This window comes from Corallococcus sp. M7, assembly GCF_054512695.1.
In genome coordinates this window covers 1588139-1609843 of the sequence record NZ_CM137252.1, presented here as the reverse complement: position 1 = coordinate 1609843, position 21705 = coordinate 1588139, and the positions used below count along the sequence as shown (strand labels likewise).

19 protein-coding genes are annotated in these 21705 nt (G+C 70.9%); 7 read left to right on the top strand and 12 right to left on the bottom strand.

Features of this window, described 5'->3' with window-relative positions; translation table 11 throughout:
- Positions 1-8: 8 nt before the first annotated feature.
- On the top strand, positions 9-773 hold the full coding sequence (locus tag ACX114_RS06685; protein ID WP_459295846.1) for an SDR family NAD(P)-dependent oxidoreductase: 765 nt from the start codon (positions 9-11) through the stop codon (positions 771-773).
- A 19-nt stretch (positions 774-792) separates the two neighbouring features.
- Here ACX114_RS06685 and ACX114_RS06680 read toward each other — a convergent pair whose 3' ends face one another.
- Both ACX114_RS06680 and ACX114_RS06675 read right to left on the bottom strand, forming a co-directional pair.
- Entirely contained in the window at positions 793-2616 is a 1824-nt protein-coding gene (locus ACX114_RS06680; RefSeq protein WP_459295844.1) for a methyl-accepting chemotaxis protein, read from the bottom strand.
- A gap of 197 nt (positions 2617-2813) precedes the next feature.
- Positions 2814-3554, bottom strand: coding sequence for a PP2C family protein-serine/threonine phosphatase (locus tag ACX114_RS06675; RefSeq protein ID WP_459295842.1), 741 nt, complete (start codon positions 3552-3554; stop codon positions 2814-2816).
- Between the two features lie 407 nt (positions 3555-3961).
- Between ACX114_RS06675 and ACX114_RS06670 the strand changes: the two genes are divergently transcribed.
- Entirely contained in the window at positions 3962-4999 is a 1038-nt protein-coding gene (locus ACX114_RS06670; protein WP_459295840.1) for a hypothetical protein, read from the top strand.
- 3 nt (positions 5000-5002) lie between these two features.
- Here ACX114_RS06670 and ACX114_RS06665 read toward each other — a convergent pair whose 3' ends face one another.
- From ACX114_RS06665 to ACX114_RS06655, 3 genes are all read right to left on the bottom strand, one after another.
- Positions 5003-6292, bottom strand: coding sequence for a hypothetical protein (locus tag ACX114_RS06665; protein ID WP_459295838.1), 1290 nt, complete (start codon positions 6290-6292; stop codon positions 5003-5005).
- Positions 6293-6331: 39 nt separating this feature from the next.
- On the bottom strand, positions 6332-7216 hold the full coding sequence (locus ACX114_RS06660) for a hypothetical protein (protein WP_459295836.1): 885 nt from the start codon (positions 7214-7216) through the stop codon (positions 6332-6334).
- A 160-nt stretch (positions 7217-7376) separates the two neighbouring features.
- Positions 7377-8510: an aminotransferase class I/II-fold pyridoxal phosphate-dependent enzyme gene (locus ACX114_RS06655; protein WP_459295834.1), complete on the bottom strand. Its 1134-nt coding sequence runs from the start codon at positions 8508-8510 to the stop codon at positions 7377-7379.
- 161 nt (positions 8511-8671) lie between these two features.
- Here ACX114_RS06655 and ACX114_RS06650 point away from each other — a divergent pair, with 161 nt between their 5' ends.
- Positions 8672-9181, top strand: coding sequence for a peroxiredoxin family protein (locus ACX114_RS06650; protein WP_120566565.1), 510 nt, complete (start codon positions 8672-8674; stop codon positions 9179-9181).
- Between the two features lie 45 nt (positions 9182-9226).
- Positions 9227-10267: an SDR family NAD(P)-dependent oxidoreductase gene (locus ACX114_RS06645; RefSeq protein ID WP_459295831.1), complete on the top strand. Its 1041-nt coding sequence runs from the start codon at positions 9227-9229 to the stop codon at positions 10265-10267.
- Positions 10268-10279: 12 nt separating this feature from the next.
- Here ACX114_RS06645 and ACX114_RS06640 read toward each other — a convergent pair whose 3' ends face one another.
- Positions 10280-11389, bottom strand: coding sequence for an MJ1255/VC2487 family glycosyltransferase (locus ACX114_RS06640; protein WP_459295829.1), 1110 nt, complete (start codon positions 11387-11389; stop codon positions 10280-10282).
- Positions 11390-11462: 73 nt separating this feature from the next.
- On the opposite strand from ACX114_RS06640, the gene ACX114_RS06635 reads away from it, so the two are divergent.
- Both ACX114_RS06635 and ACX114_RS06630 read left to right on the top strand, forming a co-directional pair.
- Positions 11463-11759 (top strand): hypothetical protein, encoded by a 297-nt coding sequence (locus ACX114_RS06635; RefSeq protein WP_459295827.1) that lies wholly within the window; start codon positions 11463-11465, stop codon positions 11757-11759.
- Between the two features lie 129 nt (positions 11760-11888).
- Entirely contained in the window at positions 11889-12788 is a 900-nt protein-coding gene (locus ACX114_RS06630; protein WP_014394155.1) for a LysR family transcriptional regulator, read from the top strand.
- Between the two features lie 16 nt (positions 12789-12804).
- On the opposite strand, the gene rsmB is transcribed toward ACX114_RS06630, so the two are convergent.
- Genes rsmB through ACX114_RS06610 form a run of 4 tightly spaced genes read right to left on the bottom strand, consistent with a single transcriptional unit; the run spans position 12805 to position 16689 of the window.
- Positions 12805-14121, bottom strand: coding sequence for a 16S rRNA (cytosine(967)-C(5))-methyltransferase RsmB (rsmB, locus tag ACX114_RS06625; protein WP_459295825.1), 1317 nt, complete (start codon positions 14119-14121; stop codon positions 12805-12807).
- Positions 14118-15077 carry a type II 3-dehydroquinate dehydratase gene (locus tag ACX114_RS06620; protein ID WP_459295823.1) on the bottom strand — a complete coding sequence of 320 codons (960 nt, stop codon included), beginning with the start codon at positions 15075-15077 and terminating at the stop codon, positions 14118-14120. Before ACX114_RS06620 ends, rsmB begins: the two co-directional genes overlap by 4 nt.
- Before the next feature lie 48 nt (positions 15078-15125).
- Positions 15126-16064: a methionyl-tRNA formyltransferase gene (fmt, locus tag ACX114_RS06615; protein WP_459295821.1), complete on the bottom strand. Its 939-nt coding sequence runs from the start codon at positions 16062-16064 to the stop codon at positions 15126-15128.
- Positions 16065-16098: 34 nt separating this feature from the next.
- The gene (locus ACX114_RS06610) at positions 16099-16689 is read right to left on the bottom strand and encodes a signal protein (RefSeq protein ID WP_459295819.1); all 591 of its coding nucleotides are present in this window, start codon (positions 16687-16689) and stop codon (positions 16099-16101) included.
- A gap of 103 nt (positions 16690-16792) precedes the next feature.
- Here ACX114_RS06610 and ACX114_RS06605 point away from each other — a divergent pair, with 103 nt between their 5' ends.
- Positions 16793-18388: a HEAT repeat domain-containing protein gene (locus ACX114_RS06605; protein ID WP_459295817.1), complete on the top strand. Its 1596-nt coding sequence runs from the start codon at positions 16793-16795 to the stop codon at positions 18386-18388.
- A 76-nt stretch (positions 18389-18464) separates the two neighbouring features.
- On the opposite strand, the gene ACX114_RS06600 is transcribed toward ACX114_RS06605, so the two are convergent.
- Together ACX114_RS06600 and rpsD are read right to left on the bottom strand one after the other, a co-directional pair.
- Positions 18465-20663 (bottom strand): FUSC family protein, encoded by a 2199-nt coding sequence (locus ACX114_RS06600; protein WP_459295815.1) that lies wholly within the window; start codon positions 20661-20663, stop codon positions 18465-18467.
- 115 nt (positions 20664-20778) lie between these two features.
- Positions 20779-21411: a 30S ribosomal protein S4 gene (gene rpsD, locus ACX114_RS06595; protein ID WP_459295813.1), complete on the bottom strand. Its 633-nt coding sequence runs from the start codon at positions 21409-21411 to the stop codon at positions 20779-20781.
- Positions 21412-21705 lie beyond the last annotated feature (294 nt).

Sequence of the window (21705 nt, the reverse complement as noted above, 5' to 3'; positions counted from 1 at the left end):
GTCCGGCCATGGCAAACGAGACGACGAAGTCCGTGGTGGTGACGGGCGCCAGCCGGGGCATCGGCCGCGCGGTGTCCCTGGCGTTCGCGCGCGAGGGCTATGACGTCTGGGCGCTGGCGCGCTCGGCGGAGTCGCTGGAGGCGCTGCGCAAGGAGGGTGGCGAGCGGATCCGCGCGCTCACGGTGGACGTGGCGGACGAGTCCGCGCTGCTCGCGGCGTGCAAGACCGTGCTGGCGGCGGGGACGCCTCGTGTGCTGGTGAACAACGCGGGCATCACCGTGTCCGCGCCGCTGACGAAGACGTCCACGGCGGACCTGGCGAAGGTGATGGCCGTGAACGTGACGGCGCCCTTCCTGCTGTGCCGCGAGCTGATGCCGGCGATGGCGTCCGCGGGCGGCGGCCGGGTCATCAACATCGGCTCCATCACCGCGACGCGCGGGGCGAAGTACACGTCCGCGTACTGCGCGTCCAAGCACGCGCTGCTGGGGCTGACGCGCGCGCTGTCGGTGGAGTACGCGCGCAAGAACGTCACCGTGAACATCGTGAACCCGGGCTGGGTGGAGACGGACATGTTCGCGGGCGCGACGGCCTCCATCACCAAGACGACGGGCCGCAGCGAGGAGCAGGCCCGCGAGGCCCTGGCCGCGATGAGCGCCATGGGCCGCATCATCCAGCCGGAGGAGGTGGCCGCGATGTGCCTCTTCCTCGCGTCGGAGGCGGCGGCGCCCATCACGGGCGCGGCCTACGCCATCGACGGCGGCGAGGCGGCGTAGCGCGGACGGCCCTACGCCGTCACAGGCGGTACTGCCCCACGATGTTGCTGACCTCGTGGGACGCGGTGGTGAGGCGCGCGGCGGCCACGGCGCTGGTGGCCACGCGCTCCACCGTCTCGTCCGCCAGCCGCGTCAGGTCGCTCAGCGCGGCGAACAACTCCGCGATGCCCGCGTCCTGCTGGCTCACCATGTCCGCGATGCTCTTCACGGACACGCTGTTGTTCTGGATGACCTCGGCCAGCGCGCGCAGGCTCTCTCCCGCAGCGCGCGCCTGCTCCAGGCCGCCCTCCACCTCGCGCGTGCCGCCCTCGCTCGTCTGCACCGCCTCGGAGATGGCGCGGCCGATGTCCGCCAGGATGGTCTGCACGCGCGCCGTCGCCGTCGCGGACTGGTCCGCCAGCGAGCGCATCTGCCGGGCCACCACCGCGAACGCCCGGCCCGCCTCGCCGCTGCGCGCCGCCTCGATGGCCGCGTTCAACGCCAGCACGTTGGACTGGTCCGCCAGGTCCTTCACCGTGCCGGTGATGTCGCCCACCTGCCGCGTGCTCTGCCGCAGCTCCGACACCGTGTTGGAGATGCGCTCCACCTGCGAACGGATGTGCGTGAGCCCACCCACGCTGCCCGCCACCGCGGACTCGCCCGCCTGCCCCACCGCGCCCGCCTTCTCCGCCTCGCGCAGCACGCCCGTGGCCCGCTGCGCCGCCGCCCGCGAGCTCTCCTGGAGCTGCCGCGCGGCGATCTGCGTCTGGTGCAGCGCCGCCGCCTGCCGCGTCACCGCCAGGTTCTGGTCCGACGCGGAGTTCGCCAGCTCCAGCGCCGTCGCCTCCAGCTCCTGCGCGGAGTTCTTCAGCGCCATCAGCACCGCGCGCAGCCGCGCCATCATGTCCCCGAAGGACGTGGCCAGCTGGCCAATCTCATCCCGGGTGTGGATGTCCAACGTGCCGCTGAAGTCCCCTTCCGCCACCACCCGCGCCGCCGCCGCCGTCAGCGCGCCCAGGGGCGCCATCATCCGGCGCACCAGCAGGAACACGCCCCCGCCCGCCACCAGCGCCACGAGCAGCCCCAGCCCCAGCACCTGCATCAGCGTGGCGCGCATCCGCGCCCACTCCGCCTGGGCGCCGCGCGCCAGCACCAGCTCCAGGCCCTCGCCCACCTCCACCCGGGACACGTGCAGCGTCACGCCGCCCACGTCCACCTCGGCGCCGTTCGCCCCGCCCGCGCTCGCCGCGGCCAGCAGCGTCTTCGCCTGGACCGCGTGCACCGACCTGGCCACCAGCCGGGGCCCCGCGTGCAGCAGCGCCTCCAGGTCCTCGCTCCCCTCGCCCAGCCGCCGCAGCTCCTCCGCGCCCAGCTCCGAGCCCACCACCAGGTAGCCCACCGGCACGCCGTTGGACTGGAGCGGCTGCGCCACCGCGAACAGGGGCACGCCCGTGGCCGGCAGCAGCACCTGCCCCTTCTGGCGCACCACCTTGTCGATGCCCGGCAGCGTCCGCTCACCGGAGGAGGCGAGCACCGTCCCGTCCACGCCCACCAGCGCCATCAGGTCCACGCCCAGCACCGTGCGCTGCTCGTTCAAGAGGGCGTCCGTCTCTGAATGATCCTCCGCGAAGGCCGCCGTGAACGCGGGGTTGGCCGCCGCCACGCGCCCCAGCTCCGCCAGCACCCGCAGCTCCTGGTCCTTCAACGCCTGCCAGCGGGTCTCATCCCGCGTCAGCGCGGAGGCCATCTCGGACTCCACGCGCGAGCGCAGCGAGAGCCCCATGAGCGTCACGGTCAGCAGCGTGAGGGTGATGACAACGGCGGTGAGGGCCGCGGTCAGGCGCGCGGCAAGGCTGAGCGTCATACGCAACGGGTGCTCGGAGGGGGGAGGGAGACGCGAGGGGGAGGCACCAGATTAACCTGGAAGATGCGAAGGATTGAAGTCCCTGTGCAGGGTGACTCCCCCACCGTCCACGCGGACCCATCGCGGAGGGTCGGCGGTCAGGGCCGACCTCTGGGGTTCATCCCCCACGCACTCGCAGTGACGCGGTGGGTAGACGCTCAGGCCGCCACGCGCAGGACGACGGCGGTGATGTTGTCGCGGCCACCGGCCTCGTACGCGGCGGTGACGAGCGCGTCGCACGCGGCCTGGGCGGTGGGCGCGCGCAGCTGCTCCTTCATCACTTCCGGGCCCAGGGGCTCATACAACCCGTCCGAGCACAGGAGGAAGACGTCCCCGGGCTGCGTCTCCAGACGCTGCACGGTGGGCTCCGCGTTCTCCGTGCCCAGGGCGCGGGTGATGAGGTGGCGCAGGTTGGCCGGGTTGCCGGGCGGCTCGCGCCCCGCGGCGCGCAGCTCCTCGATGAGCGAGTGGTCGCGCGTGAGCGGCTCCAGCTGGCCCTCGCGCAGGCGGTACAGGCGGCTGTCGCCCACGTGGGCCACCGCCGCGAAGCGCTCTCCCACCGCGAGCGCCACCACCGTGGAGGCCATCTCCTTGAGCTTGCCCACGCGGCGCACGCGCAACGTGCGCTGGGCGAGCGCGGTGCACGCGGCCAGGTAGTTCTCCTCGCGGCTTCGCGCCGGGTCCACCGCGTCCGGCCAGGTGCCGTCGCGATCGCGGTCCAGCCGGTCGCTGAACCCCGCGAAGGTGTCCACCACGCACTGGCTGGCGACCTCCCCGCCCTCCTGCCCCCCCAGCCCGTCCGCCACCACGAACAGCCCGCGCTCGGGCAGCACGCAGTACGCATCTTCATTGTGCGGACGCCGGCCGATGTGGGTCTGCCCCGCGCACTCGAATCTCATCACCACTGCCTCCTGGCTGGGCTCCCGGACAGCAAACGAGAGGCCAACGGCCCGGTCGCTTCATGCCCGGGCATCCCCCATGGGGTTCTCGCCTCTGGAGAACGCCCGGGTGCGCGTTCCCTCCGCGCACCCGCACTCCCCTGTCCGAGGACCGACGTTGCGGTCTTCTCCACCCCGTCCCGCCGCGACTTTTCAACGGGCATGACACCCCCGGGGCCAGGGCGGACTTCGTGGGAGGACGCGGGACCGGCGTCCACGTATGCGGCCAGGGTGGGACTCATGGGCGCCGGTAGGATACCGGGCATCGGGGCCAATGGGGATCGCTCACAGCCCCCTAGCAACTCCTGCCGGCCCCAGCGGACAATGCATGAGCCGCCCGACCTGCGGGCCATCACCCGAGGAGAACCATGACATCCATCCGCCGCGTGGGTTCTGGCATCTCGACGTCCCGGGCCTGGTCCATCTCCAACGAGCTGGAGGTCACCGCCCCGGTGAAGCAGGAGCCCATGACGCCGGTGGAGCCGGTGCGGCGGGGCTTCTCCGACGAGAGCGACTTCAAGGCGGACGCCGAAGGCGACCTGGCCGGAGCGCTGCTCGCGGACCTGGGGCTGACGTCGGACGGGGCCTCCTCGGAGGACGCCCCGGAGTCCCGCGCCGCGCTGCTGGAGAACCCCCACCTGCGCACCTTCGCGGGGGAGAGCACCTTCGAGGCCGCCGGCCCCGCGTACGCGCAGCGGCTGGGCCTGCCGCAGTCGTCCACGCCGCTCATGCAGGCGCGCCACTTCCAGCAGGCGGAGCGCCGCGCGGAGGCCCCGCCGGCGGATCCGTCGCTGGACCCCTCCGACATCCTGTCGCCCGACGCGGCCGCGTGGGAGCTGCAGAACCTGGACACCATGCCGAGCACCGTCTCCGCGCAGGAGGCGGAGGACCTGCTCTTCCTCCTGGAGTCCGGCGACCTGTCCAGCCTGAGCGACGAGGAGCTGGCCGCGCTGAGCAACGACCTGGACATGGAAGACGCGGCGCCGGATGCGTCGGATGTGTCGGATGCGTCTGGCGTCGCGGACGGCCTGGACGCGGCCGGCGCGGCGGAGGACCCGGACGGGTTCCTGGCCACGCTGGAGGACAGCGGGCCGGAGGCGCTGTCGCTGGAGGCGCCGCGAAGCGCCCCGTCGTCGAATGACTTCCTCGCGGACGCGGACGACTTCACGATGGAGGCCGTCCAGGCAGAGGCCGCCTACGCCGCGGCCTACGCGGAGGCCCTCTCGACGGGCACGGCGCTCCCGCCCGCGCGGCGCGAGGCGGCTGTCTCCGAGCCGGAGCCCAGCGTGGTGGTGGCCTCCGAGGCCGATGTCTCGTCCCCGGACATCATCGAGGACGTGCAGGACGCCGACCTCGTGGAGGTCGACGCGGCCCAGCCCCCTCCGCCGCCTCCGCTCGAATCCTGAGCCTCAGGGCTCGGGCGTGTCCTTGAGCGCGGCGTCGAGCTGCTTCTGCGCCTCCACGACGTCCTTCTCCAGCTCGCGGGTGTAGAGGTCCCGCTCCGGGCTCCTCCACTCCGCATCCGAGAACTGGTCGAGCGAGTACACGCGCGTGGTGTGCACGGGCCCGCGCAGCGTCACCATCAGCTCGCGGTCCGGGTCGCCCATCTCCTTGAGCAGGAAGCCCTCCACGTCGCGCAGGATGAGCGGGAACGTGGGCTTGTCATCCCGGACGACCTTGCCGAAGACGTTGAGCTTCACCTCCTGCGCGCCCTCCTGCAGCTCCTCGTTGAAGGACAGCACCGCGAACGGCACGCCGCCCTCGTCGTCCAGCCGGCCGGACACCACGTACCGCCCCGCCTTGCGGACCTGGACGGGCAGGTACAGGTCCAGCGACCCGCCCTCCATCACCTCGCGCACCCTGCCGGTGAACGTGGCCGGCGGCGCGGGCGTGTAGAGCACGTCGAAGAACGCCGAGTCCTCCAACGACCCCGAGCGCACGCGGAGGGCCACGCGCAGCGTGCCGGAGAACATCGCGAAGCCCTGCTTCGACGGCTGGAAGCGGCCGGTGAGCATCCCGTCGCCCGCCACCGCGTCGCCGCCCTGGCCCGAGTCCACGAACGTCACCGGCACGCCCGGCACGCCGCCCGCGTCCGCCAGGTGGTCCGCCTCGTGCGCCATCGCGGACACCACCTCGCAGGGGCGCGGCGCGCGGCGTGAGTCCTCGCACGCCACGGTGAAGAGCACCGCTTCGTCACCGACGACGAACACCTTGTCTTGCTTGAGCCGCAGCTGCACGTCGGAGGTGCCGTCCTCCGCGGCCTTGGGGCTCAGCGGCCGGGTGCGCTCCGGCTCCGCCAGCTCCAATTGGTCCGGATGCTCGCGACTGGGCCGCGACTCGGGCGGATAGCGCGTGGCCGCCACGTAGGATTCCAACGAGCGCTTCGCGCGCTCCAGCCGCTTCTGCCACAGCTCGCGGCGGGCCTCGCGCTCGCGGGCCTCCGGGCTGAGCAGCGACGGCGCGGCGGGCTCGGCCGCCATGCCCGCGCCGGAGCGCTCCGCCGGTGCCCGCGCCACCTCACGGGGGTCGGGCACCGGGGCGGAGGCGGGCTCCGGTGCGCCCTCCGGCGCTTCGGCCCCATCACTTCCCTGCCACCAGAAGAACGCGCCGCCCACGAGCACCAGGGGCACGAGGGCAAGCAACCACCGGCCGTGGCGCAGCCGGGAGGCGGAGGGGATGGAGCCGTCGTCGCGTTTCATGAGCGGGCTTCGCCGGAGGGGGCGGGGGAAGCCTTCAATCTAGTACGCGTACTGGACCATGTACTCGCGCACCTTGCTGACGATGCCGCCCCAGTTGCCGTTGGCGTAGTGGTTGTAGGACTCACCATCGTCGCGGAGGTACACGGAGTGGAAGCTCCACTTCGCCCGGCCGTCGCTGCACGCGTTCTTGAGCAGGTTGAGCGTGCCGCCGCAGAACCAGTCGCCCGGGTTGCAGTAGGAGCCGCCGCTGCTGCCGGAGACGCCGCCCGTGGAGTGGTAGGACACGGCCTCGTCGTCCTGGCCCGGGAGGATGCCGGAGTACAGCGTCCCCTTGGAGCCGGCGAACATGAGGAACTCCACGTTGGCCGTGGCGTTGTGGTTGTACATGGAGCGCGCCGTGGTGGTGACCAGGTCGCTCACCAGGGGCTCGCTCATCGCCCAGTCGCCGTGGTCCGCCAGCTCGCTGCCGCCGCCCGCGCCGGACGCCACGGCCACCCACTTGATGTTCCAGCCCGCCCGCGTGGAGGTGCCCACCTTGGCGCATTCACCGTTGGCGTTGGGCGAGGCGTCCGTCACCGGCCGCGTGCTGGTGCCGTACAGCGACAGCGCGTAGCCGATCTGCAGGTCACCGGCGCTGTGCACGGCGATGTAGCAGGAGTTGTTGCCCGTGCAGAAGCAGTCCAGCGCGTTGCGGATGCGGTAGTTCTCCGAGCCGATGCGCTGCGTGCCGTTCCAGTTGACGGCCTTCTTGTTCACGCCCGCCGCGGTGGTGGACGGCCCCCAGTAGCTGAAGTCGGCGTAGTTGCCCGGCTTCGTCGTGCCGCCGTTGCGGCCGTGGATCCACAGCGTGTAGTTCGTCGCGGCGGCTTCGGTGCTCACCAACAGCGTCGCGGCGGTCACGGCCGCGCCAATCAGCATCTTCATCGGAGTGTGTCTCCTGGCCTCTCGGGGGGATGAGAGGGCTTCCGCACGGCCCCAGGCCGGGCGAGGGGACAACCACTCTAGGGGTTGTTTCAGATGAAGGCGATAAGCCGAAAGTCCAGCTGTCAGTGAAAACCCTGACGCAGCGCGCCGGCTCCCGGTGTCACTCCAGCGCGTCCAGTCCGCCCTCTCGTACGAAGCGTTCCAGCCGCTCCAGTGCTTCCGGCAGGTTGGCGCGCCCCAACCCCAACCGGAAGTGATTGCCCGGAAAGCCATACACGTTGCCCGGCAACAGCAATACGCCCTCACGGGTAATCAATGACTCGGTGAAACGAGCCACCGGGATGTTTCGCAGCAGACGGGGGAAGGCGACGCTGCCGGCGCGCGGGCGCACCCAGTGGAAGGTGTCCGCGTGGCGCGCGAAGAAGTCATCCAGCCGCGCGAGGTTCGCGGTGAGCAGGCCGCGGCTGCGCTCCAGCACGCGTTCGCGGGCGCGCAGCGCGATGAGGGACAGCTGCTCGCTGGGGGCGCTGTTGCAGAGCGAGGTGTAGTCCTTGAAGGCGCGGCAGCGCGCGAGCAACTCCGCGTCCCGGGTGGCGAGCCAGCCCACGCGCAGGCCCGCGAGCCCGAAGGCCTTGGACATCACGCCCAGGCTCACGCCCTTCGTGAAACACGACGCGGCGGGCGGCAGCGTGTCGTCCAGGTCGTACTCCAGCAGGCGGTACACCTCGTCGGAGAAGAGGTGGATGCCGCGCGCCTCGCACAGCGCGCACAGCTTCTGGAACGTCGCGCGGTCCGGCAGCGAGCCCGTGGGGTTGTGCGGGAAGTTCACCACGACCACGCGCGTATCCGGACGCAGCGCCGCGGTGAGGGCGTCCAGGTCCAGGGCCCAGCCATCCTCCTCGCGCAGCGGCAAGAGCGTCACGTCCGCGCCCACGGAGCGCGCCACTTCGTAGAGCGACTGGTAGCCCGGCCAGGTGACGACGGCGTGCGTGCCGGGCCCCAGCAGGACGTTCATCGCGACGAACATCCCCTCCTGCGCGCCCGCGAAGGTGAGGACGTCCTCGGAGATGAGGCCCGGGTACATGCCGGCGATGGCCTCGCGCAGCGCGGGCAGGCCGGCTGTCTCCGTGTAGCCGAGCGTCAGCCCGTCCCAGCGGGCGCGGTCCTCCGGCGACGCGAGCGCCAGCAGGTCCGCCATGCGCCAGCCCTCGATGTCCGAGGAGCACAGGAGGTAGGGCGCGGCGAACTCCCAGCGCGCGAAATACCGTTCCAGTTCGAAGTCGGGGATGCGCATCACGGTCTCCATGCCCGCCTGCCCACCGGAGGGCGGAGCGGGCCAACAACCCTTGCCGGACAGGCGAGCGGACGGGCGCGCAGCCGGGAGCAACCGGTGGCGCATGCATAGCTTGAGTCACGTCCCGTTGAAGCGCTTTCCACTTCCCATAGGGAGCCCGCATGGCCTCGACGAAAATCCCCCTCACGCTCCTGGACCCGGATGGCGGGTGGGTGAATGCCCCCGTCCACGTCTCGGAGCTCGATGGACTGCCCGTCCTCCTCCACTTCTGGACCATGGACTGCGAGGACTGCGCGAAGCAGTTCGAAGCCGTGAACCAGTGGGTGGTGGACTACGGGCCCAAGGGCCTGAAGGTCATTGGCGTGGATGTCACCCACAACGAGACGGAGCTGCGTGACACCAACAAGGTGGAGGGCTTCGCGCGCGAGCACGGCCTGCGCTACCCCATCGCCATGGATGACGGCTCCATGGCCAAGGCCTATGGCGTGGACAAGCACCCCGCCTTCCTCCTCTTCGGCACGGATGGCCGGCTGAAGAACCGCATCGGCGGCAAGGACGCGCTGCGCCGCGTGCGCGCGCTGCTCAAGGACCTGCCCGGCCAGGAGCCCCCCGCGCTCCACGGCGAGGTGTCCCGCGAACAGGAAGACCAGGTCGCGGCCTCCAATCCCTGAAGCGCCTCCGTCTCCCCACCCTTCCCTCCCCTGGAGAGTCGCACCATGGCTGACCGACGACACACCGAGCGAAAGGGCTTCTCCCTGGGCGCACTGGCCGCCGGGGTGGGGGCCGTCGTGGGGCTGAGGCGCGCGCTGAGGCCGCGCTACAGCTTCCAGGGCAAGACGGTGGTCATCACCGGAGGCTCCCGGGGGCTGGGGCTGGTGATGGCGCGCATGCTCCTGAAGGAGGGGGCGCGCGTGGCCATCTGCGGACGCGACGTCGAGTCGCTCAAGCGCGCCCACGCGGACCTGGAGCGCCTGGGCGGCGAGGTGCTCACCCTGCGCTGCGACGTGCGCGACCAGGTGCAGGTGGACGCGATGGTGGGCGCCGTCCACGAGCAGTGGGGCGCGGTGGACGTGCTCATCAACAACGCGGGCGTCATCATGGTGGGCCCGCTGGAGTCCATGACGCTGGAGGACTTCGAGGAGGCGGTGGACGTCCACCTGTGGGGGCCGCTGTACACGACGCTCGCGGTGACGCCGGACATGAAGGCGAAGGGCGAGGGCCGCATCGTCAACGTGTCCTCCATGGGCGGCAAGCTGAGCATCCCGCACCTGGTGCCGTACTCCACGAGCAAGTTCGCGCTGGTGGGCCTGTCGGACGGGCTGCGCACGGAATTGGCCCAGGACGGCATCCGCGTGACGACGGCGTGCCCGTCCCTCATCCGCACCGGCAGCCCGCGCAACGCGAACTTCAAGGGCGACAATGAGAAGGAGTACGCGTGGTTCCACGTGAGCAACTCGATGATGGGCGTGTCCATGAGCGCCGAGCGCGTGGCGCGCAAGATCATCGAAGCGTGCCGCCGGGGTGACGCGGAGGCGCTGGTGGGCATGCCCGCGAAGCTGGGCGCGGTGGGCCGGGCCCTGGCGCCCAACCTCACCGCGCGCGTGCTGGACGCCGTCAACCGGCTGCTGCCCCAGGACGGCACCCCGGAGCGCCACAAGGGCAGCGAGAGCGAGACACCCCTGACCCGCTCCTGGCTCACGGAGATGAGCCGCCGCGCGGCGGAGCGCAACAACGAGAACGAGGTGTCCCTGCACTGACCGCGAGGCTGCTCAGGCCTTGCCGTCCATCTCCGCCATCTCCATGCGCCAGTGGCCTCGGTGCTCATACGCCTGCGCCAACTGGTCGTTCAGCGCGGTGAGCATCTTCACGTTCCCGTCCTGCTCGTAGCCCTTGAGGGACTCCGCGCAGGCGGGCACGCGTGAGAGGAACGTCCTCAGCGCGTCCAGGCTCAATTCCTTCACATACATCCCGTACCCCAGCTTCTCCAGATAGAGGGCATTGAGCACCTGCTCGAACTGGCCTCCCACGGGGATGCTGAGCAGCGGCTTGTGCAGGTAGACGGCTTCGCTCATCAGCGTGTAGCCGCCGCCCGCCACCACCGCGCGCGCGGTGCGCAAATCGTCGATGAAGCCCGCCTCGCTGAAGGGACGGTAGGTGAGGTTGCCGTCCACCACGTCCTCCTTCAGGTCGCGGCGCAGGCCATACACGCGGCACGGCACGCCGGACTGCTTGAGGATTTCAGGCAACTGCGTGTTCGTCGTCGCCGTCTGGTACACGAGCAGGTGCTCACCGGGCTCCGACTTCGCCGCCAGGATTTCAGGCCGGAGGATGGACGGCGCCAGCGTGGTGCGGCGCTTGCGCACGGGCGGGTAGAAGAACGTCGTGGTGAGGTAGTGGAAGGCCCCGGGCAGCTTCGCCTTCACGATGGCGCGCGAGGCCTCGAAGCTCTCTTCATGGCCCGCGAGCAGCGCCGGGTCGTGCGTGCAGCGGTTGATGATCTGCATGTTGTCCACGCTGATGACGGGCAACATGTGGCGCTTCGCGAACAGGTAGCTGAACGTCTCGAAGTCGCTCACCACCACGTCCGGCTTGAAGCCCTCCACCAGGTCGAAGTACTGGCGCACGTTCTGCGGCCAGCCCGCGACGGCGCCCTGCAGGTTCTGCAGCACCGTCTGCCACTTCTTCACCGAGTTGCCTTCGTAGGCGATGGTGAGCCCCCAGATGCCGTGCACGTTCTGGAAGCGCTGGGCCAGGTAGTGCTGCGCCCGCCCGGACACCACGATGTGGACCTCGTGTTCCTTCGTCAGCGCTTCCAGCAGCACGCGCGAGCGCGTGGCGTGGCCCATCCCTTCGCCGACGACCCCATACAGGATTCGCATGGTCCGGAAGCATACGCCCGGGACACCCTCCCCTGTCCCTTCCGGCCCGGGACGGTGCTACGCCTCCCGGTCCATGACCTCCCTGCCCTCGCCCCGGGGTGCCTCCGTCCTGCGCGCCGCGGCGTTCGGGGGCATCGCCGGCCTCATGCTGGGCGGCCTGGGGTTGCTCGGGCTGGGCGTGCGGGCCCTCTTCGCCCCCGAGGACTGCGCCAAGCTGTCCCCCCAGGAGTGCCAGCTCCTCCAGGAGACGGACCGCGACCTGGGCCGCATCCAGACCGTCTCCGGCGGAGCGCTCATCGCCCTGAGCGCCGCCCTCTTCGCCCTCACCCGCCCGCGCCCGCCCGAGGACGGCCATGACCCCAGCGTTTGAGAGCCCAAGGATTTCGCCGCGCCGCGCAAGCAGCCGAGCAGATTGTGCCTGTAGGTCATTTTCGCGGGCGGGGTAGGTCAACTAATTACCACTGGCCCGGCCATTAGGTTTGAGGGTAGGAGACGGCCCATGCAGCTCGAATCGTTGAAGATGTTCTGTGACGTGGTCGAGACGGGTTCGTTCTCGCGCGCGGCGCAGCTCAATCACGTGACCCAGTCGGCGGTGAGCCAGCAGATTCGCGCGCTGGAGAACCGCTACGAGCAGAAGCTGCTCTCGCGCAGCGCGCGGCAGGTGACGCCCACGCCGGCGGGCGAGCGCCTGTTCCGGGGCTGCAAGGAGATCCTGGCGCGCTTCGCGGAGGTGGAGCAGGAGATCCGCGAGCAGGCCACGGAGGTCCAGGGCGCGACCACCGTGTCCACCATCTACTCGGTGGGTCTGCACGAGCTGAACGTGGTGCAGAAGCAGCTCCTGAAGACGCACCCCAAGGTCAACATGCGCCTGAACTACCGGCGCAATGATCAGGTCTACGACGACGTGATTCTGGGCGCGGCGGAGATTGGCATCGTGGCCTATCCGCAGCCGCGCGCGGGCGTGGACATCCTGCCGTTCCGCGACGACAAGCTGGCGGTGGTCTGCGCGCCCAACCACTCGTTCGCCAGCAAGGCGAAGGTGAGCCTCACCGCGCTGTCCGGCGTGCCCTTCATCGCCTTCGACCGGGAAGCCCCCACGCGCAAGGCGTTGGACCGCCTGTTCCGCGAGAAGAACATCGACATCAATCCGGTGATGGAGATGGACAACGTGGAGACCATCAAGCGCGCGGTGGAGATGGGCCTGGGCGTGGCCATCCTCCCGATGGCCACGGCCCACGCCGAGATCAAGAACAGCTCGCTGGTGGCGAAGCCCTTCGCCGAAGGGCCCGTGTCGCGCCCCATTGGCCTGCTCATCCGCAAGGGCAAGTACCTGGACCGCGCGTCCGCCGCGGTGCTGGAGGCCTTCAAGCAGGCCGCCCTGATTCCGCAGGACGACTGAAGGCCCCGGCGGCGCTTCAGTAGAGCTTTCGCAGCCGGGCCGCGAAGAAGCCGTCGTAGCCCTCCGGCCCGGGCAGCGTGCGCAGCCAGGCCTGCGCGAGCGGCAGCTTGAGGCCGGGCAGCACGGGCGGCTCGGCCGTCCACTCCGGGTGGCTGCGCAGGAACATGTCCACCTGGTCCTGCCCCTCCTGCGGCTCCGGCGTGCAGACGGCGTAGACGAGCAGGCCACCCGCGGGCACCGCCTCCTGGCAGTTCTCCAGGATGCGCCGCTGGAGCGTCGCCAGCCGGGCCACGTCCTCCTCCTTGCGGCGGTAGCGCAGTTCCGGGTGCCGGCGCAGCGTGCCCAGCCCGGAGCACGGCGCGTCCACCACCAGCGCGTGGAACTCGCCCCAGCTCTCGGGGAACGGCTCGGACGCGTCGTGCGCGTAGGCCTTCAGGCGGCCGGACAGCCCCAGGCGGTGGGCCTCGGCTTCGATCTTCCGCAGCTTGTTCGCGTGCAGGTCCACCGCGACGACGTCGTGCGTCTCCGCCTGATGGCAGGCCTTGCCGCCCGGCGCCGCGCACGCGTCCAGCACGCGCGCGGTCTCCGGGATGGCGCCATAGACGCCCACCAACTGCGCGGCCTCGTCCTGCACCTGCCACAGCCCTTCCGAGTAGCCGTACACGTCCTCCACGCGGCCCACGGGCGGCAGGACGATGCCCACGGGCGAGGCCTCCGTGGCGCGCGCCTCCACGCCCACTTCCTTCAGCTGCGCGAGCAGCGCGTCGCGCGTCACCTTGGCGCTGTTGGCGCGGATGACGACGGGGGGCGGCGTGTTGTTGGCGACGAGCATCGCCTCCGCGCGCTCGCGGCCGAACTGGCGGATCCACCGCTCCACCAGCCAGCGCGGGTGGCTCTCGCGCACGGACAGGTACTCCACCGGGTCCTTCTGGGAGGGCAAGGGCGGCGAGGGCAGCTCGGACAGCTTGCGCAGGATGGCGTTGGTGAAGCCCGCGGCGCGCGCGAGCCCCACGTCCTTGAGGGCCTGGACCGTCTCCGCCACGGCGGCGCGCGCGGGCACGCGGGTGTGGAAGAGCTGGTAGGCGCCCACGCGCAGGGCGGCCAGGACCTTGTCCTCCAGCGCGTCCAGCTTGCGGTCCGCGAAGCGGGTGATGGCGTAGTCCAGCGCGAGCTGCCGGCGGGTGGCGCCGTAGGTCAGCTCGGTGACGAGCGCCGCGTCGCGAGGGTCCTTCGGCGGCGTCTCCGACAGGACCGTGTCCAGCACCACGTTGAGGTAGGCATCCGTGGCGCGCACGCGCGCGAGGATGTTGATGGCGAGGATACGGGCGTTCATCCTTCTTCCAGCCGGGTCATCAGGTCCACCAGTTGCTCGTCCGACATCCGCGTCGCGGGCAGATGGGACAAAGTGAGGCTCTGGAGGCTGTCCTCCAAGAGCTCGCGGTGGCCGCTCTCCGCCGGTTCACCACGCTGGACCTGCTGATACTTCGCGCGGGCCCAGGTGGCCAGCTCCGCTTCACTGAGCCGTCCGGCCAGCCGGTCCGCGATCTTCTGGCGCACGAGCGCCCGGGTGAGCAGGTCCGACGCGGGCGTGGCTCCGCCCTTCGCCGCGCGGCCCAGCGTCTTGCCCGGCTTGCCGTCCGTCTTCACGACCGTGGGCACGGACTTGCGGCCCAGCGTCTTCAGCGGGCCTCCGGCCTCCGCCGTGCGCCGCAGCGAGCGCGCGGGCGCGGCCAGCGGCGTGGGCTCCGGCGTGTCGTCCTTCTTGAGCGGGTGCACGCGGCCCACCAGCTTGGGCTTCGGACGGGAGCCGTCGTCCTCGGGCTCGGCGGCCTTCTTGCGGCGGCCCAGGGACTTCACCGGCCCGGGGATGGTGGGGTGGAAGATGCCGCTCGCGAAGGTCTCCAGGGCCTGGATGTACGGGTCGAAGCCGTGCAGCCCCAGCACCTGCATGGCGCACGCCTCGGCCACCACGGACTCGCGCGCGGGCGGCTTGAGCAGGACCTCGATGGCGGGCAGCCCCACCGCCTCCAGCGCCTCCTTCAGCGCGTAGGACGTGAAGTACCCCGCGGGGTTGATGAGGATGCCCTCCACGTTCTTGCGCTCGGCGTGGATCGTGTCGATGAGGACGCCCTCGTGGTTGGACTGGACGATGGTCAGCGTCAGTCCCAGCTCCTTCGCCTTCGCGCGCAGGGCCGCGTCGAGGTCCGTCAAACGGCCCCCCGCGACGTCCTCGCGCTCGCCCAGGAGGTTGAGGTTCGGCCCGTGCAACACCAACAGCTTCATGCCCATCCGTGAGACTCCATCGCGCTAGGATTCCACATGGCGCTCGATGGCGCGCTAAGACGTGAACGGCTGACTGCCCGGCTGCAATCTGTTTCCGGAGAGGAAGTCCGCCGCGCGCATCACCCGCTTGCCCTCTGGCTGGACCTCCAGGAGGACGACCGAGCCCTCGCCGCAAGCGACCTCGATGCCGTCTGGCCCCGCGGACAACACCGTGCCGGGCGCGCCCTTTCCTTCCGCGGCCCGCATCCGGTGCACCTTGAAGACCTTGCCCCCCAGCAGCGTGTACGCGCCGGGCCATGGCGTGAAGGCGCGCAGGCGGCGGTCCAGCTCCACCGCGCGCTTCGTGAAGTCCAGCTTGCCGTTCTCCTTGTCGATGATGGGCGCCAGCACCATGCCCTCGGAGGGCTGGGGCTGGGGCGTCAGCTCACCGTTCAGGTAGCGCGGCAGGGACTCGCGCAGGATGTCGCCGCCCAGCGCGGACAGCTTCGCGTGCAGCGTGGCGCTCGTCTCGTCCGGCGCGATGGGCAGGCGCTTCATCGCCAGCACGGGGCCGGTGTCCAGGCCTTCATCCATCACCATCAGCGACACGCCCGTCTCGCTGTCGCCATGCTCGATCGCCCACTGGATGGGCGCGGCGCCCCGGAAGCGCGGCAGCAGTGACGCGTGCACGTTCACGCAACCCTTCGCGGGCAGGGCCAGCAGGTCCTTGGGCAGGATCTTCCCGTAGGCCGTCACCACGCAGACGTCGGGGGCGTACTGGCGCAGCTCCTCGGAGAACGGCGGCGTGCGCAGCTTCTGCGGCTGGAGCACGGGGATGCCCTTCTCCAGCGCGCGCTCCTTCACGGGCGGCGCGGTGACGGCGTTGCCCCGGCCCTTGGGCTTGTCCGGCTGGGTGACGACGGCCACGACGTCGCCCACGTCGAAGCAGGCCTCCAGCGAGGCCACGGCGAACTCGGGCGTACCCATGAAGACGATGCGGGGTCGGCTGCTCATGTGAGGGAAATCTCGTGTGGAAGAAGGGATGGAGTCAGGCCACGGACTTGAAGGTCGCGGGCGGCGCGGAGGTGTCCACCGCCTGGCGCTTGCGCGCGCGCAGCGCCTCCAGCGTGGACAGGGCCTCGCGCGCTTCGGGCGTGGTGGCCACGTCCTTGAGCGCGTCCAGCGCCTTCTCCAGCGCCAGCGCTTCGTCCGCCTCGCGCTGACGGATGCGGTCCACCGCCTCGCTGAAGCGCGCGAAGAAGGCGCGCAGCTCGTCCTTGCGGCGCAGGGGGCGCAGGCGCGGATAGCGGCCCGCGGCGAGCGCCGCGACGTAGAGGCTCATCACGTGGACGGGGCCCGCCACACGGTGCGTGAAGAGCAGCCCGAACAACCCGAGCGCGACGCCCAGGCCCACGGTGGCGACGCCGGTGAGCCACCAGAGCGTCTCCTCGCCGGACAGGCCCCCTTCGGCGGACATGCGGTGCACCTGATGGGCGAGCACGCCGAAGAGCAACATGCTCCCGGCGCCCATGCCGGTGAGCAGCAGGATGTATTTGAGCTGGAATTCTCGGTCGAGCAGGTACGTCCGACGCATGATGGTCGGACGCGACGCGTTACGACTGTCTTCGGCAGGGGCCATGTCGTTGACCAGCGTACCCCAGGAGGTGGGGGAGGTTTGCGTCCTTCGTCAGGACAGGTCTACACCCGACGAAAGCCCAGACGTTCGGACGCAAAGGAGCTCCATGTCCCGCTCATTCGTCGCCCTGTCCCTGGCCGTTTCCTGCCTTGCCCTGGGGGGTTGCAAGAAGGAGGACCCGAAGACGCCGGAGTACTGGCAGTCCAGTCTGGAGGGGGCCAAGCGCCCCGACGACAAGGTGCGAGTGATTGAGTCACTGCGCACGTCGGGCAACGTGAACGAACAGTTCCTGCCCTTCCTGCACGCTCGGCTGTCCTCGGAGCGCCGGCCGGAGGTGAAGGCCGCGGTGGCCCGGACGCTGGGGGACTTGCACCACCCGACGTCGCTGGAGCCGTTGACGGCGGCGCTGGACCCCGGGGCGTCGGACGTGCCGGCGCAGCAGGTGAACAAGGCGGTGGTGGGCGCGCTGGGGCGGATTGGGGATGAGCGAGCGGTGCCGTCGCTGGTGCCCCTGCTCCGCAGCAAGGACAACTACACGCGCATCGAGGCCATCCAGGTGCTGGGCGCGCTGAAGGCGAAGCCGGCGGTGGAGCCGCTCATCCAGCTGGCGACGGACGAGGCCGCGGAGCCGTTCCTCAACAAGAAGGCCATCGAGGCGCTGGGGCAGATTGGGGATCCGCGCGCGGTGCCGGCGCTGATGCGCACGCTGACGAAGGAGCGCCGGGGCGTGTCCTTCTACGTGGAGAGCAGCTTCGCGCTGTTCCAACTGGGCGCGCCCGCGGCGGACGCGCTCCTGCCGGTGCTGGAGGGCAAGGACGCGGAGCTGCTCACGTGGGCGAAGGCGCAGGGGGTGAACCCCGCCAGCTACCCGATGAAGGCCGCGCAGGTGTTGGGTGACCTGCGGGAGAAGCGCGCGGTGCCCACGCTGTTGAAGCAGCTGACGTTCACGCATTCGGATCCGCAGATTCAAGCGCTGGTGCGGATGCAGGCGGCGGACGCGCTCGGGCGGATGCGTGCGCAGGAAGCGGTGAAGCCGCTGGCGGGGCTGGTAGGCGAGCCGGATCCGACGGTGCGTGACGCGTACGTGCGGGCGCTGGCGCTGCTGGGCAGCCGGGACGCGCTCCCCGCGCTGGAGAAGGCAGCGGGCACCGGGGACTGGTATTCGCGGGAGATCGCCATGAAGGGCATCGCGCTGCTGGGGGATGCGCGGGAGCAGCCGGTGCTCGCGAAGCTGGCGGCGGCGGAGCCCGCGCGCACGGCGGCGGACTGCCAGGAGACGGGCGAGGACGGGTGCCAGGACGCCGCGGCGCTGGGCAAGAAGCGCGCGGATCAGGTCCAGGGATATGGCGCCGTGCTCGAAGCGGCGCAGGCGTGCAGTGGCAACGCGGGCTGCTGGTCGCAGCGGCTGCCCAAGGCGGACGCGGTGCTGTTGCAGCGCGCGGCGCTGGAGCTGGGGCGCTCCGGAGCGGCGGACCAGGGCCCGACGCTGGCGAGCCGGCTCACCGAGCGCGACACCGAGGCGCGCGCCACGGTCATCCAGGCGGTGGACTGGCTGACGGACGCGCCCGGAGCTGCGAAGAAGCTGCGTGAGGCGTCCCTGCCCGCACTGAAGAAGCAGTTGGAGGACGAGAAGGGCAACTCCAACTTCGTGCGCGTGAACGAAGACCTGCGCCGGCTGATGGTCAAGCTGGAGCGGGCGTAGCGCGAATCAAGGAAGTGCGGCGCGGAGGGCACACGCATGTGCCCCCGCGCGGACAGCATCCACTGCATGCCACGGGTCACGCGGGGACTGGCGTAGCCCCATCCTCCGAGGCGCGCAGCGCGGGCGGCATTCGCTCCACCGCGTGGTGGAGCACGCCCAACTGACGCACCAGCCGCGACAGTTGCGTGCGCGCCAGCGCGTCCGTTCCCTCCAGGCCCGGTGCCTCGCGCTTGAGCGCTGACGGCACGCGGCGCGCCTCCAGCGCCGCGGACAGCTCCTCCAGTGCGTCCGATGCGTAGCGAACCACCGGCCCCAGGTCCGAGTCTTGATGCCAGGTGCGGCTCGCCGCCAGCGCTGTCACGGCCGCGGTGAAGCGGCGCGCGTAGGTAATCAACGCCATCCCCGGCTCCAGCTCCTTCGCCGGGCCCTTCCACTCACTCAGCAGGCGCTGGAACGACGCCTCCGCGGACAACAGCGCCACGCCGACCTTGCGGCGGGCCTCTCGCAGCGCTGGCTCCGTGGCCACCGGCGTGCGCGCCACCTCGCGAAGGTAGTGCTGGTCCGCCTTCAGCACGCGGGCCACCTCCTCGGCGAAGCGCGCGTGCTCGGGGCTTGGCCAGAGCAGCCGGATGCCCACCAGCGCCAGCGCGCCTCCCATCAGCGTGTTGAGGATGCGCACCCCCGCGAGCCCCCAGTCCCCCGTCTGGATCTCCGCGAGCAACACCAGCGCTGGCGCCAGCAGCACCTGGTACACCGTGAAGTTCAGCGGCCGCACGCTCACCGACACGCAGACCAGCAGCACGATGGCCGCGAGCATCATCCCCTTCGCGGGCAGCACGTGCACCAGCCCCATGGCCATCACGCTGCCCACGAACGTGCCCGCCACACGCTGAAGCCCCTTCTCCGTGGTGAGCCCCGAGTAAGGCTGCAACACGACAATCACCGTGATGGTCACCCAGTACCAGTGATTGAGCCCCAGCCCCTCCGCCAGCGCCGTCGCCACCGTCGCGGTGAGCCCCAGCCGCAGCGCGTGCCGGAAGACCACCGACTCCGGCGTCAGGTGGTCGCGCAGCACCTTCCACCCTGAACGCCCGCGCCCCGGCTCCACCCCCAGCGGCTTCGTGTCCCGCTCCGGCAGCGGCTCGCCGCTCTCCAGCCGGGACGCCACGTCCAGCGCCACCCCGCTGTACTCCCGCAGCCGCCCCAACAACCCCGCCACGTGCGAGTACTGCGAGCGCGCCGGCTCCGGCATCCCTCCGTCCGCATGGAGCACCCGCGTCACCCGCTCCGCGTCCCACGACGTGGGCGCCGGCACCGTGCCCCGCTCCAGCGAACCCACCACGCCCCGCAGGTCCACCGCCAACGCACCCAGCGCGTGCTGCGCCTCGATGCGGGCCGTGCGGCACGCGCCCTGCCGCGGCGCCTCGTCCAGCGCCTCCGACATCGCCGTGAGCAGGAGCGACAGCGCGTCCGCGTCCTCCAGCAGCACCAGCAGGTGCTCGCCCCGGCCGCTCTCCTCCTGCCGTCCCTGACGCGTGGCCCCCAACGTCGCTCGCGCTGTCTCCAGCGTCCGCCGCATGCGCGCGGCCCGCTGCACCGCCTCCCACGTCCCCACCCGCGAGGGCCCCTCCATGGGCCAGCCCGCGACCGCGTCCGCGACGTCCGCCAGCTCCTCGTAGCAGGCCGCGATGGCCAGCCGCGCCGGGCGGTACGGCCTGAGCGGCCACAGCACCAGCGCCAGGAACATGGACCACAGGCCGCCCGCGACGAAGTACGCCGCCTGCATCAGCGCCGCCTCCGGCCCCCGCTGCGGCAGCGCCAGCGACACCACGAACAGGTTCGCCAGCAGCATGCCGACGATGCCCGGCGTGTCCCCGAAGCTGCGCGCGAAGCCGCACGCCGTCACCCAGAAGAGCGTCAGCGCCACGTCCACCCAGAAGGGGCTCGGCAGCGCGATGACGAGCCCCACCACCGCGCCCAGCACCGTCATCGCCCCCATGGCCCGGGCACGCGTGCGGTACGGCCCGCCCTTGTCCACCAGCGCGACGAAGAGCCCGGCCATGCCCGCCCATGACGCCGCCGGCCGCGACAGGATGACGGAGACCAGCAGCGGCACGCCCAGCGCCAGCCCCGTGCGCAACCCCGCGGCCACCGCGGGCCGGCCCGGTTGGAAGCGGAAGAGGCCCGCGACATGGCGGGGCAGGTGTCCCCGGGCCGCACGCCCCCGTGGCGCTACCCAGCCTTCCGCCACCGTCTCGCCTCCGTCCCCGCGCATCCCCGCTCCTTCCCCGGGTGAACGTTTCCGAAGAAGGAAGATGGGGTGCGCGAGCGCCGGATTCCGCCCCTGCCCGCCCGCATGCACGGCGGGCGGGCAAAAGGCGGCCAGGCGGTCAGCTGCGCTGCGCGTAGTACTCGACGATGAACGGCTCGTTCACGTCCACGGGGATCTCCTCGCGCTCGGGCAGCCGCACGAAGCGCATGCCCTCCCCTTCGCCCAGGACCTGCACGTACGCGGGCACCTGGCGGGACTTCATCCGCCCGAAGGCGTCCTGCACCACCGCGAGCTTCTGGTGCGCGGGGAAGAAGCGCACCTCGTTGCCCGGCTTGAGCCGGATGCTCGGGATGTCCGCGCGCTTGCCGTTCACCTGGAAGTAGCCGTGGCGCACGAACTGGCGCGCCTGCCGGATGCTCGTGGCCAGCCCCGCGCGCAGCACCAGCGCGTCCAGCCGGCTCTCCAGCAACTGCATCAACACCTTGCCCGTGTTGCCCGGGGCCTTGCGCGCCTCCAGGAAGGCGCTGCGGCACTGCTTCTCCAGCAGGCCGTAGTACAGCTTCAGCTTCTGCTTCTCCCGCAGCCGCTGCGCGAAGTCGCTCACCGACACGCGCGCCGTCGCCCCGTGCTGGCCCGGCGGATACGGCCGGCGCAGCACCGGATCCTTGTCCGGGTCCTTCGCGCTGATGCGCGACAGGGGGATGCCCAACCGCCGACACATCTTCCCTCGGGGTCCCAGTTCACGTGCCACGGTGCGTTCCTCCGGCCTTCCTGTTGGGTCGAGCCAAGTTGAAGTTGATAATCACTATCAATTTCAATACCCGCAAAGCGAGCGGCCGGTCAAGCTTCCAGACACGGGGTGTGGGTGGACGGGCGTGCACAACCAGGGTGAAAATGAACGGAAATACAACCTGGCGCGCCTACCTACCTACCGGTCGGAATGTGTTTCCGGAGCGGATGTAGGACGAAAACTTCACCTGTGAATTCATGAGGTTGAACCCACTCATGACCGTGTAAGCAGCCACCCACACGCAACAAAGGGACG

Bases quoted from the DNA above. Each gene is read 5' to 3' on its own strand.
- ACX114_RS06640 (WP_459295829.1), bottom strand. From the start codon at position 11,389: ATGCGAATCCTGTATGGGGTCGTCGGCGAAGGGATGGGCCACGCCACG.
- ACX114_RS06680 (WP_459295844.1), bottom strand. From the start codon at position 2,616: ATGACGCTCAGCCTTGCCGCGCGCCTGACCGCGGCCCTCACCGCCGTT.
- ACX114_RS06610 (WP_459295819.1), bottom strand. From the start codon at position 16,689: ATGGCCCCTGCCGAAGACAGTCGTAACGCGTCGCGTCCGACCATCATG.
- ACX114_RS06630 (WP_014394155.1), top strand. From the start codon at position 11,889: ATGCAGCTCGAATCGTTGAAGATGTTCTGTGACGTGGTCGAGACGGGT.
- ACX114_RS06675 (WP_459295842.1), bottom strand. From the start codon at position 3,554: ATGAGATTCGAGTGCGCGGGGCAGACCCACATCGGCCGGCGTCCGCAC.
- fmt (WP_459295821.1), bottom strand. From the start codon at position 16,064: ATGAGCAGCCGACCCCGCATCGTCTTCATGGGTACGCCCGAGTTCGCC.
- ACX114_RS06670 (WP_459295840.1), top strand. From the start codon at position 3,962: ATGACATCCATCCGCCGCGTGGGTTCTGGCATCTCGACGTCCCGGGCC.
- ACX114_RS06665 (WP_459295838.1), bottom strand. From the start codon at position 6,292: ATGAAACGCGACGACGGCTCCATCCCCTCCGCCTCCCGGCTGCGCCAC.
- ACX114_RS06660 (WP_459295836.1), bottom strand. From the start codon at position 7,216: ATGAAGATGCTGATTGGCGCGGCCGTGACCGCCGCGACGCTGTTGGTG.
- ACX114_RS06635 (WP_459295827.1), top strand. From the start codon at position 11,463: ATGACCTCCCTGCCCTCGCCCCGGGGTGCCTCCGTCCTGCGCGCCGCG.
- ACX114_RS06650 (WP_120566565.1), top strand. From the start codon at position 8,672: ATGGCCTCGACGAAAATCCCCCTCACGCTCCTGGACCCGGATGGCGGG.
- ACX114_RS06605 (WP_459295817.1), top strand. From the start codon at position 16,793: ATGTCCCGCTCATTCGTCGCCCTGTCCCTGGCCGTTTCCTGCCTTGCC.
- rsmB (WP_459295825.1), bottom strand. From the start codon at position 14,121: ATGAACGCCCGTATCCTCGCCATCAACATCCTCGCGCGCGTGCGCGCC.
- ACX114_RS06620 (WP_459295823.1), bottom strand. From the start codon at position 15,077: ATGGGCATGAAGCTGTTGGTGTTGCACGGGCCGAACCTCAACCTCCTG.
- ACX114_RS06645 (WP_459295831.1), top strand. From the start codon at position 9,227: ATGGCTGACCGACGACACACCGAGCGAAAGGGCTTCTCCCTGGGCGCA.
- ACX114_RS06685 (WP_459295846.1), top strand. From the start codon at position 9: ATGGCAAACGAGACGACGAAGTCCGTGGTGGTGACGGGCGCCAGCCGG.
- ACX114_RS06655 (WP_459295834.1), bottom strand. From the start codon at position 8,510: ATGCGCATCCCCGACTTCGAACTGGAACGGTATTTCGCGCGCTGGGAG.
- ACX114_RS06600 (WP_459295815.1), bottom strand. From the start codon at position 20,663: ATGCGCGGGGACGGAGGCGAGACGGTGGCGGAAGGCTGGGTAGCGCCA.